This window comes from Serratia sp. BNK-10 (assembly GCF_047456065.1).
Taxonomy (GTDB): domain Bacteria; phylum Pseudomonadota; class Gammaproteobacteria; order Enterobacterales; family Enterobacteriaceae; genus Serratia; species Serratia ureilytica.
The window spans coordinates 4,736,366-4,754,606 of record NZ_CP179894.1 but is presented as its reverse complement, the minus strand read 5'-3'; the positions used below and the strand labels follow the sequence as shown (position 1 = coordinate 4,754,606).

Annotated in this window: 12 protein-coding genes, 4 tRNA genes, 3 rRNA genes and 1 riboswitch; of the genes, 16 read left to right on the top strand and 3 right to left on the bottom strand. The window is 56.1% G+C overall.

The annotated features are described in order from the left end of the window. Window positions 1-153: 153 nt before the first annotated feature. Both fabR and ACMGG9_RS22825 read left to right on the top strand, forming a co-directional pair. Complete coding sequence (gene fabR, locus ACMGG9_RS22830; RefSeq protein ID WP_004931044.1) at window positions 154-786, top strand: HTH-type transcriptional repressor FabR; 633 nt, start codon at window positions 154-156, stop codon at window positions 784-786. Between the two features lie 15 nt (window positions 787-801). Continuing rightward, a complete protein-coding gene (locus tag ACMGG9_RS22825) occupies window positions 802-1,173 on the top strand; it encodes a YijD family membrane protein (protein WP_025304650.1) in 372 nt (123 codons plus the stop codon). A 34-nt stretch (window positions 1,174-1,207) separates the two neighbouring features. Here ACMGG9_RS22825 and trmA read toward each other — a convergent pair whose 3' ends face one another. Further along, complete coding sequence (trmA, locus tag ACMGG9_RS22820) at window positions 1,208-2,311, bottom strand: tRNA (uridine(54)-C5)-methyltransferase TrmA (RefSeq protein WP_047025843.1); 1,104 nt, start codon at window positions 2,309-2,311, stop codon at window positions 1,208-1,210. A gap of 122 nt (window positions 2,312-2,433) precedes the next feature. After that, a riboswitch (cobalamin riboswitch) is annotated at window positions 2,434-2,647 on the top strand. Window positions 2,648-2,715: 68 nt separating this feature from the next. On the opposite strand from trmA, the gene btuB reads away from it, so the two are divergent. The 9 genes from btuB (at window position 2,716) to ACMGG9_RS22775 (ending at window position 11,279) form a co-directional block, all read left to right on the top strand. After that, window positions 2,716-4,587, top strand: a complete 1,872-nt coding sequence (btuB, locus tag ACMGG9_RS22815; protein WP_033652200.1) for a TonB-dependent vitamin B12 receptor BtuB — start codon at window positions 2,716-2,718, stop codon at window positions 4,585-4,587. Continuing rightward, the gene (gene murI, locus ACMGG9_RS22810; RefSeq protein ID WP_033652199.1) at window positions 4,532-5,395 is read left to right on the top strand and encodes a glutamate racemase; all 864 of its coding nucleotides are present in this window, start codon (window positions 4,532-4,534) and stop codon (window positions 5,393-5,395) included. The genes btuB and murI overlap by 56 nt, the downstream gene beginning before the upstream one ends. A 373-nt stretch (window positions 5,396-5,768) precedes the next feature. Next, window positions 5,769-7,310, top strand: a 16S ribosomal RNA gene (locus ACMGG9_RS22805). A 74-nt stretch (window positions 7,311-7,384) separates the two neighbouring features. After that, a tRNA-Ile gene (locus tag ACMGG9_RS22800) sits at window positions 7,385-7,461 on the top strand. A gap of 38 nt (window positions 7,462-7,499) precedes the next feature. Then, a tRNA-Ala gene (locus ACMGG9_RS22795) sits at window positions 7,500-7,575 on the top strand. 207 nt (window positions 7,576-7,782) lie between these two features. After that, a 23S ribosomal RNA gene (locus ACMGG9_RS22790) occupies window positions 7,783-10,690 on the top strand. Between the two features lie 175 nt (window positions 10,691-10,865). Continuing rightward, a 5S ribosomal RNA gene (gene rrf / locus ACMGG9_RS22785) occupies window positions 10,866-10,981 on the top strand. The 16S, 23S and 5S rRNA genes sit together here with 4 tRNA genes alongside, the layout of an rRNA operon. Before the next feature lie 94 nt (window positions 10,982-11,075). Beyond that, window positions 11,076-11,152, top strand: a tRNA-Asp gene (locus tag ACMGG9_RS22780). A gap of 51 nt (window positions 11,153-11,203) precedes the next feature. Continuing rightward, window positions 11,204-11,279 (top strand) — tRNA-Trp (locus ACMGG9_RS22775). 269 nt (window positions 11,280-11,548) lie between these two features. On the opposite strand, the gene hdfR is transcribed toward ACMGG9_RS22775, so the two are convergent. Next, window positions 11,549-12,376 (bottom strand): HTH-type transcriptional regulator HdfR, encoded by an 828-nt coding sequence (gene hdfR / locus ACMGG9_RS22770; RefSeq protein WP_033645382.1) that lies wholly within the window; start codon window positions 12,374-12,376, stop codon window positions 11,549-11,551. Between the two features lie 119 nt (window positions 12,377-12,495). Between hdfR and ACMGG9_RS22765 the strand changes: the two genes are divergently transcribed. Next, window positions 12,496-12,834, top strand: coding sequence for a DUF413 domain-containing protein (locus ACMGG9_RS22765; protein WP_004929946.1), 339 nt, complete (start codon window positions 12,496-12,498; stop codon window positions 12,832-12,834). Window positions 12,835-12,862: 28 nt separating this feature from the next. Here the strand turns inward: ACMGG9_RS22765 and ACMGG9_RS22760 are convergent, their stop codons facing one another. Continuing rightward, window positions 12,863-14,386: a YifB family Mg chelatase-like AAA ATPase gene (locus tag ACMGG9_RS22760; protein WP_414161740.1), complete on the bottom strand. Its 1,524-nt coding sequence runs from the start codon at window positions 14,384-14,386 to the stop codon at window positions 12,863-12,865. A 341-nt stretch (window positions 14,387-14,727) separates the two neighbouring features. Here ACMGG9_RS22760 and ACMGG9_RS22755 point away from each other — a divergent pair, with 341 nt between their 5' ends. The 4 genes from ACMGG9_RS22755 (at window position 14,728) to ilvM (ending at window position 18,235) form a co-directional block, all read left to right on the top strand. Next, window positions 14,728-15,960, top strand: coding sequence for an MFS transporter (locus tag ACMGG9_RS22755; protein ID WP_033645380.1), 1,233 nt, complete (start codon window positions 14,728-14,730; stop codon window positions 15,958-15,960). 133 nt (window positions 15,961-16,093) lie between these two features. Next, window positions 16,094-16,192 (top strand): ilv operon leader peptide, encoded by a 99-nt coding sequence (gene ilvL, locus ACMGG9_RS22750; RefSeq protein WP_013814970.1) that lies wholly within the window; start codon window positions 16,094-16,096, stop codon window positions 16,190-16,192. A 142-nt stretch (window positions 16,193-16,334) separates the two neighbouring features. Next, complete coding sequence (gene ilvG / locus ACMGG9_RS22745) at window positions 16,335-17,981, top strand: acetolactate synthase 2 catalytic subunit (protein WP_342175338.1); 1,647 nt, start codon at window positions 16,335-16,337, stop codon at window positions 17,979-17,981. Continuing rightward, window positions 17,978-18,235 (top strand): acetolactate synthase 2 small subunit, encoded by a 258-nt coding sequence (gene ilvM / locus ACMGG9_RS22740; RefSeq protein ID WP_004929955.1) that lies wholly within the window; start codon window positions 17,978-17,980, stop codon window positions 18,233-18,235. The genes ilvG and ilvM overlap by 4 nt, the downstream gene beginning before the upstream one ends. Window positions 18,236-18,241 lie beyond the last annotated feature (6 nt).

Genomic DNA, 18,241 nt, shown 5'->3' with positions numbered 1-18,241 from the left:
CAATCACCATTAGGCTTTTTGAGTCAAAGCACAATCGGCTCAGGGCGGAAGTGTGATAGAGCGCGTTAGTATAAATGCTGTTGCAATAAAATTTGCTATATTGCCGAGTCTAGGGCGTTAGACTGAGAAAATGGAACCTATCCGGATATGCATATGGGCGTCAGAGCACAACAAAAAGAACGGACTCGTCGTTCCCTGATCGAAGCCGCTTTCAGCCAGCTGAGCGCCGAACGCAGCTTCGCCAGTCTGAGCCTGCGGGAAGTTTCACGCGAGGCGGGCATCGCGCCCACGTCGTTTTATCGCCATTTCCGCGATGTGGACGAGTTGGGGCTGACCATGGTGGATGAAAGCGGCCTGATGCTGCGTCAGTTGATGCGCCAGGCGCGCCAACGCATCGCCAAAGGCGGCAGCGTGATCCGCACTTCGGTGTCCACCTTTATGGAGTTTATCGGCAACAACCCGAACGCCTTCCGCCTGCTGCTGCGCGAGCGCTCCGGCACGTCGGCGGCATTCCGTGCGGCGGTGGCGCGCGAGATCCAGCATTTCATCGCCGAACTGGCGGATTACCTCGAGTTGGAAAATCACATGCCGCGCAGCTTTACCGAAGCGCAGGCGGAAGCGATGGTCACCATCGTGTTCAGCGCCGGCGCGGAAGCGCTGGATATCGACGTCGAGCAGCGGCAGCAGCTGGAAGAACGGCTGGTGCTGCAGCTACGGATGATCTCCAAAGGGGCGTATTACTGGTATCGTCGCGAACAAGAAAAAGCTTCTGTGTCCCACGTATAAAAAAGGTAAAAAATGATGGAAAAACCAGGCCGTGAAAATGGCACCTTACTGCTGGCGTTGATTGCCGGCCTTTCGATCAACGGTTCCTTTGCCGCGCTGTTCAGCTCGGTGGTGCCGTTTTCGATCTTCCCGCTGATCGCGTTGGTGTTGGCGGTGTACTGCCTGCATCAGCGTTACCTGAACCGCGCCATGCCGGACGGCATGCCGAAGCTGGCGGCGGCCTGTTTCCTGCTGGGGCTGCTGTTGTACAGCGCCATCGTGCGCGCCGAGTATCCGCAGATCGGCTCCAACTTCCTGCCGTCGGTGATCTGCGTGGCGCTGGTGCTGTGGATCGGCATGAAACTGAAGGCGCGCAAGGCGCCGGATGCGCCGACTCAAGAATCGTAATGAAACGGGGCGCCATCATGGCGCCCCTGTCATATCAGCGGTGCTTTTCCAGCAACACGCCGCATTCCATGTGATGGGTATAAGGGAACTGATCGAACAGCGCCAGACGGCTGACCCGGTGGGTGGCCTGCAGCGTTTCCAGGTTGGCGCACAACGTTTCCGGATTGCATGAAATATACAGAATGCGCGGGTAAGCCTGCACCATCTTCACCGTTTCATCGTCCAGCCCGCTGCGCGGCGGATCGACGAAAATCGTCTCGCAGTTGTAGCCGCTCAGATCGATGCCTTTCAACCGGTTGAATTCGCGTACTCCATTCATCGCCTGAGTGAAGTCTTCCGCCGCCATGCGGATGATCTGCACGTTGTCGATATGGTTGGCGGCGATGTTGTACTGCGCCGCCGCCACCGACGGTTTGGCGATCTCGGTCGCCAGCACGCGCTCGAAATTGCGCGCCAGCGCCAGCGAGAAGTTGCCGTTGCCACAGTACAGCTCCAGCAAATCGCCTTTGGAACCGGCGGTGACCGCCAACGCCCACTCCAGCATCTGCACGTTCATGGCCGCGTTGGGCTGAGTGAAACTGTTTTCCACCTGGCGATAAATCATGTCGCGGCCGGCGACCGGCAGCACTTCGTCAACATAATCCTGGTCGAGCATGATCTTGGTCTTCGACGCTCGGCCGATCAGCTGCAGGTCGAAACCCTGCGCGCGCAGCTCGTCGCGCAACTGCTCGGCGCGCTGTTGCCAAACGTCATCCAGCTTGCGGTGATACAGCAGCGAAGCGATGATTTTGCCGCTTCGCGTCGACAGATAATCTATCTGGAACAGCTTGTGGCGCAGGATCGGCTCCGGTTTCAGCGCGGCGATCAGGGCGGTCATCAGGCGGTTGATCAGCTCGCTGGCCGCCGGGAACTGATCGACGCGAATACGCTGCTTGGTCTGCTGATCGAACATGATGTGATACATGTCTTCCGCGTCGTGCCAGATGCGGAATTCGGCGCGCATGCGGTAGTGGTCGACTGGCGAGCGGAACACTTCCGGCTCGGGCGCCGCGAACGGTGACATCAACGTCTTCAGGCGGGCGACTTTCTCCGCCAGTTGGTCATCGTAACGTTCAATAGGCAAATTCTCGGGCGTCATGTGTTTCTTCTCGTCAGGCAAATTTGATCAGCGGGGATTGTAGGGAATCAGCCCGTGAAGTCCAGTTTTGTCGCGTTTATTATTTGTAACATTAATGGCAGTCTAGACATCTATTTGCATTGATCGTAGCATTGCCGTCCGGCCTCAAGCAGCGAGTGAAAAGGGAATCCGGTGTGAATCCGGAGCTGACGCGCAGCGGTAAGGGGAAGTCACGGCGATAGCGTTTCGACGCAGACACTGTCCACTGCAGGATGGGAAGTCATCGCCCGTTGCCGGTCGCGCCCCGCGGCCCGCAAATCCCAAGCCCGAAGACCTGCCGGTGTTACGTCGCAATGTCCGTGGCCGTCGCGAACTACCGGCCATGATCCTGCGGCATCCGCCAATTAAGTTTGGATGCTTTTCTCATGACAATTACAAAAAATACGCTGCTGGCGGTGGTCTCTTCCGTCACGGCTTTTTCTGGATGGGCGCAAGACAACACCACAGCCACGAATGGCGATAACCTGGTGGTTACCGCCAACCGTTTCCCGCAGCCGGTTTCTTCCGTGCTGGCGCCGACCACCATCGTCACCCGCAACGATATCGATCGCTGGCAGGCCAAGAGCCTGACCGACGTGATGCGCCGTTTGCCGGGCGTGGACGTTGGCCAAAACGGCGGGTTGGGGCAAAAGAGCTCGCTGTTTATTCGCGGCACCAACTCCAGCCACGTGCTGGTGCTAATTGACGGCATTCGCCTTAATCAGGCGGGCGTCAGCGGCTCTTCTGACCTTAGCCAAATCCCGATTTCGTTGGTGCAGAAAGTCGAATACATCCGCGGCCCGCGCTCGGCGGTATACGGTTCCGACGCCATCGGCGGCGTAGTCAACATTATTACCACGCGTGAAAAGAACGGCACCACGCTGGCTGCCGGCGTCGGCTCCAACGGCTATCAATCCTATGACGCGTCGACCCAACAGCAGTTGGGCGACAGCACCGTGGCGACGGTGGCGGGTGACTACACCTACACCAAAGGGTATGACGTGGTGGCCTACGGCAGCACCGGCATGCAAAGCCAGCAGGATCGCGATGGCTTTATGAGTAAGTCGCTGTATGGTGCGCTTGAGCACCAGTTCAGCGAATCGGTCAGCGGTTTTGTGCGCGGGTATGGTTACGACAACCGCACGGCGTATGATAGTTATTATTCCTCACCGACCAGCCCTCTGCTGGATACGCGCAAACTGTATAGCCAAACCTGGGATACCGGATTGCGCTATAAAGAAGGCATTTACGCAACACAAGTGATTGGCAGCTACAGCCATAGCAAGGATTACGATTACGATCCTCGCCTCGGCATGCATGACAGCTCGGCCAGCCTGGTGGATTCCGAACAGTACAACCTGCAGTGGGGCAATACGCTGCAGGTTGGACAGGGTACCGTAAGCTCTGGCGTCGACTGGCAGCAACAGAAAATCAAACCGGATTCCACCACCGTGAAGGGTGAAAAAAGCCAACGTGATGCAGGCATCTATCTGACTGCGCAGCAACTGGTTGGCCCGGTAACGCTGGAAGGCGCGATTCGAGGTGACGATCATTCCGAGTTTGGCTGGCATGGCACCTGGCAAACCAGCGCGGCCTGGGAATTCGTCGAGGGATACCGTTTTATCGCGTCGTATGGCACGGCGTTCAAAGCACCGAATATGAGCCAGCTATACGGCAACTTCGGTAACAACACCGATCTGAAACCGGAAGAAAGCAAGCAGTGGGAAGGTGGCTTTGAAGGGCTGACCGGCCCGGTGACCTGGCGCATCTCCGGTTATCGCAACGACATCGACAATTTGATCGATTCCACGGGGGAAACCAACTACGTCTATTACAACGTGGGTAAGGCGACCATCAAAGGGATTGAAGCTACGGCCTCATTTGATACCGGCCCGTTGACGCATCAGATTGGTTATGACTATGTCGATCCTCGCAACGCCAAGACCAATGAAGTGCTGCTGCGGCGCGCCAAGCAGCAGGTGAAATATGAGCTGGACTGGCAGCTGTATGACTTTGACTGGGCGGTGACTTATCAATATCTGGGTCAACGTTATGACAAGGATTACAGTACCTATCCGGAACAGAGCGTTAAACTCGGCGGCGTGAGCCTGTGGGATCTCGCAGTTTCGTATCCGGTCACATCTCATCTGACAGTTCGTGGTAGAATTGCCAACCTGTTTGATAAAGATTATGAGACGGCCTATGGCTACGCTACTCCAGGAAGAGAATACTACCTCACTGGAAGCTATACCTTCTAACAGCACCGCCACACCTCGCCCGACGGTGCTGGTTTTCGATTCCGGCGTCGGCGGGCTGTCGGTGTATCAGGAGATTCGGCAGTTGCTGCCGGATCTCCACTATATATACGCGTTCGACAACGTGGCGTTCCCCTACGGCGAGAAGTCAGAAGAGTTTATCGTTGAGCGCGTGCTGGAGATTGTCGGCGCGGTGCAGCAGCGTCATCCTCTGGCGATTGTCGTCATCGCCTGCAACACCGCCAGCACGGTCTCCTTGCCGGCCCTGCGCGAGCGTTTCAGTTTCCCTGTCGTGGGCGTGGTGCCCGCCATCAAACCGGCGGCCCGTCTTACCGTCAACGGCATTGTCGGCCTGTTGGCGACCCGCGGCACCGTACAGCGTAGCTACACCCATGAGCTGATTTCCCGTTTCGCCACCGACTGCAAGATTGAACTGCTGGGCTCTTCAGAACTGGTGGAGCTGGCGGAAGCCAAGCTGCATGGCGAAGCCGTGCCGCTACCGGTGCTGAAGAAGATCCTGCATCCGTGGCTGAGCATGCGCGAGCCGCCGGATACGGTCGTTCTGGGCTGCACCCATTTCCCTCTTTTAGCTGAAGAGCTGATGCAGGTGTTGCCGGAAGGCACCCGATTGGTGGATTCCGGCGCGGCGATTGCCCGTCGCACCGCCTGGCTCATCTCTACGCAGGAAAACCTGGTCTCGAGCCAGGAAGAGAATCTGGCGTATTGCATGGCGTTAGATGAAGATACTGACGCTTTATTGCCCGTTTTGCAGGGCTATGGCTTTAAATCGTTGAAAAAACTGCCGCTTTAACGGTGTTTTGGTTAAACATTCAACGGTCGGAAAAAATATTGAAAATAGGGGTTGCGGCCCGCCGAGAACTCCCTATAATGCGCCTCCACTGACCGGGAACAACGACTGACAAGCCGCCGGGTTAGCGAGAAGAAAGCGAAATAAACGCTTGACTCTCCGGGTGAAAAGCGTAATATACGCAGCCCGCGCCGATGAGTTTCTCGGCACTGCTCTTTAACAATTTATCAGACAATCTGTGTGGGCACTCCACAAGACGATATCCAGCATCTTCGGATGCAAAAAAATATCAAGTCTTGAAGAGTGACTAACTGAAGTAAAATTCATGCAGTAAATCTTTGAGCACCGCTTCTCGAGTGGAAGCACATCAAGCTTTTAATTGAAGAGTTTGATCATGGCTCAGATTGAACGCTGGCGGCAGGCTTAACACATGCAAGTCGAGCGGTAGCACAGGGGAGCTTGCTCCCCGGGTGACGAGCGGCGGACGGGTGAGTAATGTCTGGGAAACTGCCTGATGGAGGGGGATAACTACTGGAAACGGTAGCTAATACCGCATAACGTCGCAAGACCAAAGAGGGGGACCTTCGGGCCTCTTGCCATCAGATGTGCCCAGATGGGATTAGCTAGTAGGTGGGGTAATGGCTCACCTAGGCGACGATCCCTAGCTGGTCTGAGAGGATGACCAGCCACACTGGAACTGAGACACGGTCCAGACTCCTACGGGAGGCAGCAGTGGGGAATATTGCACAATGGGCGCAAGCCTGATGCAGCCATGCCGCGTGTGTGAAGAAGGCCTTCGGGTTGTAAAGCACTTTCAGCGAGGAGGAAGGTGGTGAGCTTAATACGTTCATCAATTGACGTTACTCGCAGAAGAAGCACCGGCTAACTCCGTGCCAGCAGCCGCGGTAATACGGAGGGTGCAAGCGTTAATCGGAATTACTGGGCGTAAAGCGCACGCAGGCGGTTTGTTAAGTCAGATGTGAAATCCCCGGGCTCAACCTGGGAACTGCATTTGAAACTGGCAAGCTAGAGTCTCGTAGAGGGGGGTAGAATTCCAGGTGTAGCGGTGAAATGCGTAGAGATCTGGAGGAATACCGGTGGCGAAGGCGGCCCCCTGGACGAAGACTGACGCTCAGGTGCGAAAGCGTGGGGAGCAAACAGGATTAGATACCCTGGTAGTCCACGCTGTAAACGATGTCGATTTGGAGGTTGTGCCCTTGAGGCGTGGCTTCCGGAGCTAACGCGTTAAATCGACCGCCTGGGGAGTACGGCCGCAAGGTTAAAACTCAAATGAATTGACGGGGGCCCGCACAAGCGGTGGAGCATGTGGTTTAATTCGATGCAACGCGAAGAACCTTACCTACTCTTGACATCCAGAGAACTTTCCAGAGATGGATTGGTGCCTTCGGGAACTCTGAGACAGGTGCTGCATGGCTGTCGTCAGCTCGTGTTGTGAAATGTTGGGTTAAGTCCCGCAACGAGCGCAACCCTTATCCTTTGTTGCCAGCGGTTCGGCCGGGAACTCAAAGGAGACTGCCAGTGATAAACTGGAGGAAGGTGGGGATGACGTCAAGTCATCATGGCCCTTACGAGTAGGGCTACACACGTGCTACAATGGCGTATACAAAGAGAAGCGACCTCGCGAGAGCAAGCGGACCTCATAAAGTACGTCGTAGTCCGGATTGGAGTCTGCAACTCGACTCCATGAAGTCGGAATCGCTAGTAATCGTAGATCAGAATGCTACGGTGAATACGTTCCCGGGCCTTGTACACACCGCCCGTCACACCATGGGAGTGGGTTGCAAAAGAAGTAGGTAGCTTAACCTTCGGGAGGGCGCTTACCACTTTGTGATTCATGACTGGGGTGAAGTCGTAACAAGGTAACCGTAGGGGAACCTGCGGTTGGATCACCTCCTTACCTAAAGATATTAGTTCGCGTGGCGTGCTCACACAGATTGTCTGATAGAAAGTAACGAGCAGAAATACCTTTATAGGCTTGTAGCTCAGGTGGTTAGAGCGCACCCCTGATAAGGGTGAGGTCGGTGGTTCAAGTCCACTCAGGCCTACCACTTCTTGTAAGTGGAAAAGGTACTGCACGTGACTGTATGGGGCTATAGCTCAGCTGGGAGAGCGCCTGCCTTGCACGCAGGAGGTCAGCGGTTCGATCCCGCTTAGCTCCACCATATAGTCCGGTATTTCAATACTTCAGAGTATATTGGCGACAGTATGCTGCGAAGTATTTTGCTCTTTAACAATCTGGAACAAGCTGAAAATTGAAACATGACGGCTGAAATTTATCCCTCCGTAGATGTACTGGGATGAAGAGTAACCTGTCATAGAGTCTCTCAAATGTTTGCAGCGCGAACGATGGAAACATCTTCGGGTTGTGAGGTTAAGTGACTAAGCGTACACGGTGGATGCCTAGGCAGTCAGAGGCGATGAAGGGCGTGCTAATCTGCGAAAAGCGTCGGTAAGGTGATATGAACCGTTACAACCGGCGATACCCGAATGGGGAAACCCAGTGTGTTTCGACACACTATCATGTCATGAATACATAGTGGCATGAGGCGAACCGGGGGAACTGAAACATCTAAGTACCCCGAGGAAAAGAAATCAACCGAGATTCCCCCAGTAGCGGCGAGCGAACGGGGAGGAGCCCAGAACCTGAATCGGCTTGTGTGTTAGTGGAAGCGTCTGGAAAGTCGCGCAGCAAAGGGTGATAGCCCCGTACACTAAAATGCACAGGTCGTGAGTTCGATGAGTAGGGCGGGACACGTGACATCCTGTCTGAATATGGGGGGACCATCCTCCAAGGCTAAATACTCCTGACTGACCGATAGTGAACCAGTACCGTGAGGGAAAGGCGAAAAGAACCCCGGCGAGGGGAGTGAAATAGAACCTGAAACCGTGTACGTACAAGCAGTGGGAGCACCTTCGTGGTGTGACTGCGTACCTTTTGTATAATGGGTCAGCGACTTATATTTTGTAGCAAGGTTAACCGTATAGGGGAGCCGTAGGGAAACCGAGTCTTAACTGGGCGATTAGTTGCAAGGTATAGACCCGAAACCCGGTGATCTAGCCATGGGCAGGTTGAAGGTTGGGTAACACTAACTGGAGGACCGAACCGACTAATGTTGAAAAATTAGCGGATGACTTGTGGCTGGGGGTGAAAGGCCAATCAAACCGGGAGATAGCTGGTTCTCCCCGAAAGCTATTTAGGTAGCGCCTCGTGAACTCATCTTCGGGGGTAGAGCACTGTTTCGGCTAGGGGGCCATCCCGGCTTACCAAACCGATGCAAACTCCGAATACCGAAGAATGTTATCACGGGAGACACACGGCGGGTGCTAACGTCCGTCGTGAAGAGGGAAACAACCCAGACCGCCAGCTAAGGTCCCAAAGTCATGGTTAAGTGGGAAACGATGTGGGAAGGCATAGACAGCCAGGATGTTGGCTTAGAAGCAGCCATCATTTAAAGAAAGCGTAATAGCTCACTGGTCGAGTCGGCCTGCGCGGAAGATGTAACGGGGCTAAACCATGCACCGAAGCTGCGGCAGCGACGCTTAGGCGTTGTTGGGTAGGGGAGCGTTCTGTAAGCCGTTGAAGGTGGCCTGTGAGGGTTGCTGGAGGTATCAGAAGTGCGAATGCTGACATAAGTAACGATAAAGCGGGTGAAAAGCCCGCTCGCCGGAAGACCAAGGGTTCCTGTCCAACGTTAATCGGGGCAGGGTGAGTCGACCCCTAAGGCGAGGCTGAAAAGCGTAGTCGATGGGAAACAGGTTAATATTCCTGTACTTGGTGTTACTGCGAAGGGGGGACGGAGAAGGCTAGGCTGGCCGGGCGACGGTTGTCCCGGTTTAAGCGTGTAGGGGGTGTGACCTGGTAAATCCGGTTGCATATCAACCCTGAGGCGTGATGACGATGCACTACGGTGCAGAAGTAGTTGATGCCCTGCTTCCAGGAAAATCCTCTAAGCTCCAGGTAACATTAAATCGTACCCCAAACCGACACAGGTGGTCAGGTAGAGAATACCAAGGCGCTTGAGAGAACTCGGGTGAAGGAACTAGGCAAAATGGTGCCGTAACTTCGGGAGAAGGCACGCTGGCATGTAGGTGAAGTCCCTTGCGGATGGAGCTGAAGCCAGTCGAAGATACCAGCTGGCTGCAACTGTTTAATAAAAACACAGCACTGTGCAAACACGAAAGTGGACGTATACGGTGTGACGCCTGCCCGGTGCTGGAAGGTTAATTGATGGGGTCAGCCGCAAGGCGAAGCTCTTGATCGAAGCCCCAGTAAACGGCGGCCGTAACTATAACGGTCCTAAGGTAGCGAAATTCCTTGTCGGGTAAGTTCCGACCTGCACGAATGGCGTAATGATGGCCAGGCTGTCTCCACCCGAGACTCAGTGAAATTGAACTCGCTGTGAAGATGCAGTGTACCCGCGGCAAGACGGAAAGACCCCGTGAACCTTTACTATAGCTTGACACTGAACATTGAGCCTTGATGTGTAGGATAGGTGGGAGGCTTTGAAGCGTGGACGCCAGTCTGCGTGGAGCCATCCTTGAAATACCACCCTTTAATGTTTGATGTTCTAACTCGGCCCCGTGATCCGGGGTGAGGACAGTGTCTGGTGGGTAGTTTGACTGGGGCGGTCTCCTCCCAAAGAGTAACGGAGGAGCACGAAGGTTAGCTAATCACGGTCGGACATCGTGAGGTTAGTGCAAAGGCATAAGCTAGCTTGACTGCGAGAGTGACGGCTCGAGCAGGTACGAAAGTAGGTCTTAGTGATCCGGTGGTTCTGAATGGAAGGGCCATCGCTCAACGGATAAAAGGTACTCCGGGGATAACAGGCTGATACCGCCCAAGAGTTCATATCGACGGCGGTGTTTGGCACCTCGATGTCGGCTCATCACATCCTGGGGCTGAAGTAGGTCCCAAGGGTATGGCTGTTCGCCATTTAAAGTGGTACGCGAGCTGGGTTTAGAACGTCGTGAGACAGTTCGGTCCCTATCTGCCGTGGGCGTTGGAAGATTGAGAGGGGTTGCTCCTAGTACGAGAGGACCGGAGTGAACGCACCACTGGTGTTCGGGTTGTCATGCCAATGGCATTGCCCGGTAGCTAAGTGCGGAAAAGATAAGCGCTGAAAGCATCTAAGCGCGAAACTTGCCTCAAGATGAGTCTTCCCTGGGCCTTCAAGGCCCCTGAAGGAACGTTTAAGACTAAGACGTTGATAGGCTGGGTGTGTAAGTGCAGCGATGCATTGAGCTAACCAGTACTAATGATCCGTGAGGCTTAACCTTACAACACCGAAGGTGTTTTTAGAGAGACAAAATCGTCAGGAACGATTTTGAACAACGCGGAGCGTTGGCCCCGAAGGGGTGAGTATCAGGATGATACGAATAATTTTCAGCGACGTTCCAAGATTGGTTCTGATGGCTTCACGGAAGTGAGGCGGTTGGAATGAAACAGAATTTGCCTGGCGGCAATAGCGCGGTGGTCCCACCTGACCCCATGCCGAACTCAGAAGTGAAACGCCGTAGCGCCGATGGTAGTGTGGGGTCTCCCCATGCGAGAGTAGGACACTGCCAGGCATTAAATAAACGTTATCAGTGTGACGACTGGTAATGCGCAAATCGCAAAGCGCGATATTGCCGGTATCGAAAGATACAACGTAAAAGAATCGGTGGAGCGGTAGTTCAGTTGGTTAGAATACCTGCCTGTCACGCAGGGGGTCGCGGGTTCGAGCCCCGTCCGTTCCGCCACTTATTTAATTATGCCTGCTTTTTTAGCAGGCATAATGTTAAGCGAGATTTAGGGGCGTAGCTCAGTTGGTAGAGCACCGGTCTCCAAAACCGGGTGTCGCGAGTTCGAGTCTCTCCGCCCCTGCCATATTAAGAACCCTTTGCGAAAGCAAAGGGTTTTTTTTTACCTATTATCCCTTCCCTTGGAGCATTCCCGCTTTGGAAAAGAGCGCATTAGCTGCTCTATGCTGATGTCTATCTGATCCGAGTTGCCTTATGATCTTTCGATCTTTACCTCCGCCGACCTCCTGATTCTCCTACCATTTTGCATTTTCTTCTCTCAGAAGGCGATGGGCGGTTTTTGGCATGATAGACAGCCATGACCACGGCGGCGGCTTTTAAGGCCGCCATAGCGCTTTAGGCTGCGGTATTTAAAGGTATTTTAAGTAATTGCCGAATCAAAGGCTGTTGATCGCTGTTTTGCAACCAGACGGCATACAGTGGGCGAACAATCGGCGGGATCTCGGCGGCGGCAAGCAACTGCGGATACTCTTTTTCCCACTGGCTGGGCAGGAAAGCGCATCCGCCTGTGGTTTCCAGCAACTGACGCGTCAGGTGTGCCGAGGTGGTCGTGAGTACCGGCACGTTATCACCTTCCAACATGCGGTTTTCCTGTTGGTGGAAGTCGGCCCCCCATTCCAGCTTGATGTACGGCATGGGGGATTGCTTGTCACGACGCGCGGATGAGAACAGGCGTAATGAGAAATTGCCCAGCTGCTGGCTGGCCAGTTCGTCCATCTTTGGCGGCTCAGTGGTGATCAGTAAATCGAGCTGCCTTTCATGCAGTTGCTTTACCAAAGAGTGCCTTAAGGCCACCCTGGCTTCGAGCTGCAGCGCCTCTCTTTGTTGATAGAGAGACTGCAACCAGGGGGTCAAATAAGCCTCCCACAACGAGGCAGTCGCGCCGATCGACAGCTCGGTATGTTGCAGTGAACGCACGACCTCTTTCTTCGCCAACTGCCAGGTGTTCATCAGGCTTTCGGCATAGGGCAGAAGCCGCTCGCCGGCAGGCGTCAGGCGGATGTTATTGCGATGACGGGTAAATAAATTTGCGCCCAACTGGTTTTCTAACTGACGGATGCGGAAACTGACCGCGGACTGCGTTAAGTACAAAGATTCTGCGGCTCTGCCAAAGTGACGCGTTCTACTGACCTCCAAAAAGGTTTTCAGTAATTCGGTATCCACACCTATCTCCAAAAAAATTTGTCGTTAAGATTTAAATGTTTTGTTTTACACGCTGTCAAGCCTATCTAATACTCCGCGCCATAAACAGCACGGCCATAAGAGAATTAGGAGCGTGTCAGATGGCGGATAGCTTCACCACGACCAATCGTTTTTTTGATAATAAACATTACCCTCGCGGGTTCTCCCGTCACGGCGATTTCACCATTAAAGAGGCGCAATTGCTAGAGCGCTTCGGCTACGCGTTTAACGAGCTGGACTCGGGCAAACGCCAGCCGGCCACTGAAGAAGAACAGCTGTTCGTCGCAGTGTGCCGCGGTGAGCGCGAAGCGGCTACCGAGCAGGAAAAAGTATGGGCTAAATATCTGGCGCGCACACGTCGCCCGAAGAAATTCCATACGTTGTCCGGCGGTAAGCCGCAGGCTGACGCAGTAGAAGATTACAGCGACAGCGAAGACTAAAGACGATGGGGCCTTCGGGCCCCATTTTCTATTCCAGACTACGATGCAGTTGTAACAGCAGACGGTCCATACTGCGATAGCTCAGCGCTTCGCTCAGGTGGCGCCTGCCGATCTCGGCATCCCCCGCCAAATCCGCCAGCGTGCGCGCCACTTTCAAGATGCGCTGCCAGGCGCGGACCGATAACCCCAACGCGTTTAATGTCGCTTCCAAAAACTCGGCGTCTGCCGCCTGCAACACGCAATCCCGTTCCACTTCACGGTTGTTTAACAGCGCGTTGATTTTACCGGCGCGTTCGAGCTGCCGGGTGCGTGCCTGTCGCACTCTTTCCCGCACCTGCTCGCTGCTTTCTCCCTGAGTTTGCCGCTTACTGAGCGTACCTGGAGGTAACAGCGGCACTTCGATAGACAGATCGAAACGATCGAGAAAAGGCCCTGACAGCCGGGCCAGGTAGCGCAGCACCTGCTGCGGCGAGGCGCGATTATGCATACCCTGGTAATGCCCGGTTGGGCTGGGATTCATCGCCGCGATCAATTGCACCTTGGCCGGGAAGCAGACCTTGGCGTTGGCACGTGAAATCACGATCTCGCCGGATTCCAACGGTTCACGCAGCGCATCCAGCACCTTACGCTCGAATTCCGGCAGCTCATCCAGAAACAGCACGCCGTTATGCGCCAAAGATATCTCACCCGGGCGCGGCAGTGCGCCGCCGCCGACCAACGCCGCCATCGATGCGCTGTGATGCGGTGCGCGAAATGGCCTCTGGCGCCATGGCAAAGCGGTGAGAACAGGATGCTGCAAGCTGGCGACCGCCAGGCTTTCCAGCGCCTCAGGTTCCGTCAGCGGCGGCAGTAAGCCCGTCAGTCGGCTGGCCAGCATGGTTTTACCGGTGCCAGGCGGCCCAATCAGCAGCAGGTTATGCCCGCCGGCGGCGGCGATCTCTAATGCCCGCTTGGCCTGCTCTTGGCCGATGATGTCGCGCAGATCGGCGTTTTCATGCGGGTTGTCTGCCGCGGGAGGCGTGATGGCTACCGGCAGCTCGCCCTGACCGAGCAAAAAGGCACAGACCTCCAACAGGTGTTGGGCAGTATGGGATTGTGACTGCGCAATCAGGCCGACCTCGGCGGCGTTGTCCGTGGAGAGGACCAATTGTCGTCCGGCGTCAGCCGCCGCCAGCGCCGCCGGGATGGCGCCTCTGACCGCGCGCAGCGCGCCGGACAGCGCCAGTTCGCCAAGAAACTCGTAGCGTGCCAACGGTGCGAGGGGTAGTTGCTCGGAGGCGGCGAGGATCGCCAGCGCAATCGGCAGATCGTAGCGCCCGCCTTCTTTCGGCAGATCGGCCGGTGCCAAATTGACGGTGATGCGGCGGGCGGGAAAGGTGAAACCGTTGTTGATCAGGGCGCTGCGCACCCGATCGCGCGCCTCTTTTACCGTGGTTTCCGGCAGGCCAACCAGCGTCAGGCCGGGCAGGCCATTGCTGATATGCACCTCTACCGTTACGGAAGGGGCCTGAACGCCGATGATGGCGCGGCTATAGATTACCGCCAGTGACATATCGCTCTCCTTGCTGAGGGCAGCATGATGCGCGATTTATCCAGGTGCCGCGCGGCGTTCTTGGCATTTTTTCTATGAAACTCGCAGCATAATCACTGATTTTCATCGAATTGAACGAAATTGTGCGAACCGCCTCGCAGCCTATGGCAATACCCATTAACAATTCGCTGAAGCCTGCAACACATTAGCGGCCTGTACGCATTGCAGCCATAGGCTTGATGGGTGTATTTAACAATTGATTAAAAGAAAAATCACTTCTTTAACACACTCCGACCGCCGCCGCAGTCTGCCCGGCAGCCGCTAAATCTCCTGACTTCGTACTCTACGGTAGGGATAACACTATGTTTGGTTGGACCCCGCTGCAACGCAATGCGGCAATCGCCAGTTTTTCAAGCTGGACGCTCGACGCTTTCGATTTTTTCGTACTGGTATTCTTACTCAGCGACATCGCACAATCCTTTCACGTCGGCCTGGAACAGGTCACGTTGGCGATTCTGCTCACGCTGGCGGTGCGGCCGATCGGCGCGCTGATCTTCGGGCGCGCTGCGGAAAAATATGGCCGCAAACCGATCCTGATGCTGAATATCGTCTTCTTCTCGGTGTTTGAGCTGCTCTCCGCCGCCGCGCCCTCGCTGACGGTCTTCTTGCTGTTACGAGTGTTGTACGGCGTTGCGATGGGCGGTATCTGGGGCGTGGCGTCATCATTGGCGATGGAAACCATACCGGACCGCTCGCGCGGCTTGATGTCGGGCATTTTCCAGGCCGGCTATCCGTTCGGTTATCTGCTGGCGGCGGTGGTGTACGGCCTGCTGTTCGAAACGGTCGGCTGGCGCGGCATGTTCGTCATCGGCGCGGCGCCGATCCTGCTGCTGCCGTTTATTTATTATTGCGTGCAGGAGTCGCCGGTGTGGCTGGCGGCGCGTGAACGTAAAGAAAGCAGCGCCTTGCTGCCGGTGTTGAAGAGCCACTGGAAGCTGTGCTGCTATCTGGTGCTGCTGATGGCGGCGTTCAATTTCTTCTCTCACGGCACGCAGGATCTGTATCCGGTATTTCTGAAAGTTCAGCACGGTTTCGATCCGAAAACCGTCAGTATCATCGCCATTAGCTACAATATCGCGTCAATTATCGGCGGCGTTTTCTTCGGTTCGTTATCGGAAAAAATCGGCCGAAAAAAAGCGATTATCATCGCCGCATTGTTGGCGTTACCGGTGATCCCGCTGTGGGCGTTTTCCAGCGGTTCGCTGATGCTCGGGATCGGCGCTTTCCTGATGCAATTCATGGTGCAGGGCGCCTGGGGCGTGGTGCCGACCTACCTGACCGAGCTGGTGCCGGCCAACACCCGCGCGGTGCTGCCGGGGTTCGTGTATCAGCTGGGCAACCTGATCGCTTCGGTCAACGCCACGCTGCAAGCCACCCTCGCCGAGCATCATGGGCATAATTATGGCCTGGCGATGGCCATGGTTGCCGGGACGGTGGCGGTGGCGATCGCTCTGTTGGTGTTCTTCGGCAAGGATACGCGCGGCAAGGCCATCACCGGCGCGGTGAAAAATCCAGGTATGCGCGCCAACGTGTGAAATCCGGGCGATTCGCGTGAGGTATGACCAGATTGCGCCGAATAATAACGCAAAAAAAGTGTTGTCATGTCGCGCGCGGCTGTGGTACCTCTGTAAGCATTAGTTCTGAATGAGCACAGTGAACAAACCCATTATGAAAGCCTTTGCCCAAGTGATTAGCCTAGTCGTGATTAGCGTGGTGGTGATTATTATCCCACCGTGCGGGGCTGCACTTGGACGAAGAAAGGCTTAGCAAACAAGCCGGAATCGCAAGAGAACCCCCGCACCGTCAGGTCCGGGGGTTTTTTATTGGCAAGAGAAAAGTGGAGCAAGGGGCAGAGCATGAAAAACAGAACAAAATCCTGCGGTTGTCGAAGTAAGGCGGGGAAATAACTATGAATGGCGCTCAGTGGGTAGTTCAAGCGTTGCGTGCGCAGGGTGTGGATACCGTATTCGGCTATCCGGGCGGGGCAATCATGCCGGTGTACGATGCGCTGTACGACGGCGGCGTGGAACACCTGCTGTGCCGCCATGAACAGGGCGCCGCCATGGCCGCCATCGGTTACGCCCGCGCCACCGGCAAAGTCGGTGTCTGTATCGCCACTTCCGGTCCCGGCGCCACCAACCTGATCACCGGGCTAGCGGATGCGCTGCTCGATTCCGTTCCCGTTGTCGCCATCACCGGTCAGGTGGGGTCCGCGCTGATCGGCACCGATGCCTTTCAGGAGATCGATGTTCTCGGCCTGTCTCTGGCCTGCACCAAGCACAGCTTCCTGGTGGAATCGCTGGATGCCTTGCCGGGCATCATGGCGGAAGCTTTCGCCATCGCCGCTGGCGGCCGTCCTGGCCCGGTGCTGATCGATATCCCGAAAGACATCCAGCTGGCGCAAGGCGACCTGCATCCGCATTTGATGCCGGTCGATGAAGCGCCGGCGTTACCGACGGCGGCGTTGGCCGAGGCGGCTGAGCTGCTGGCGCAGGCGCATAAACCGATGCTGTACGTCGGCGGCGGCGTGGGCATGGCGCAGGCGGTGCCGGCGCTGCGCGAGTTCATCGCGGTGACCCGCATGCCGAACGTCGCCACCCTGAAGGGGCTGGGCGCGCCGGATGCGCAAGATCCGCTGTACCTTGGCATGTTGGGCATGCACGGCACCAAGGCCGCTAACCTGGCGGTGCAGGAGTGCGATCTGCTGATCGCCGTCGGCGCGCGTTTCGATGACCGCGTGACCGGCAAGCTGAATGCCTTCGCGCCGCACGCCAAAGTGATCCACATGGATATCGACCCGGCGGAGATGAGCAAGCTGCGCCAGGCGCATGTGGCCCTGCAGGGCGATCTGAAAGCGTTGCTGCCGGCGTTGCAGCGCCCGCTGAACATCGCCGCCTGGCGGCAACGGGTGACGGCGCTGAAAGCCGATCACGCCTGCCGCTACGATCATCCCGGCCAGCCGATTTACGCGCCGCTGTTCTTGCGCCAGCTGTCCGCCCGCAAGCCGGCCAACAGCGTGGTGACCACCGACGTCGGCCAGCACCAGATGTGGAGCGCGCAGCACATGACGTTCGAGCGCCCGGAGAATTTCATCACCTCCAGTGGCCTCGGCACCATGGGGTTCGGCGTGCCGGCGGCGGTCGGGGCCCAGATCGCGCGTCCGCAAGATACGGTGATCTGTGTCTCGGGCGATGGCTCCTTCATGATGAACGTGCAAGAACTGGGCACCATCAAGCGCAAACAGCTGCCGCTGAAGCTCGTGCTGCTGGACAACCAGCGCCTCGGAATGGTGCGCCAATGGCAGCAGCTGTTCTTCGACGGCCGCTACAGCGAAACCAACCTGTCCGATAACCCCGACTTCCTGATGCTGGCCGCCGCCTTCGGTATTCCCGGCCAGCGCATCAGCCGCAAGGATCAGGTGGAGGGCGCGCTCGAGGCGCTGTTCAACACCGAAGGCCCTTATCTGCTGCAGGTCTCTATCGACGAACTCGAAAACGTCTGGCCGCTGGTGCCGCCGGGCGCCGGCAACGAAACCATGTTGGAGGAAATATCATGATGCAGCATCAACTCTCGATCCAGGCGCGTTTTCGCCCCGAAATGTTAGAGCGCGTATTGCGGGTCGTGCGTCATCGCGGCTTTCAGGTTTGTGCTATGAATATGGTTTCCCCGGCCAACGCCGACAGCATCAATATCGAATTGACCGTTGCCAGCCCGCGTCCGGTCGCCCTGTTGTCATCTCAATTAAGCAAACTGATGGACGTCTCCTGCGTCGAGATCCAGCAGCCAACATCACAACAAATACGCGCCTGAGGCGCC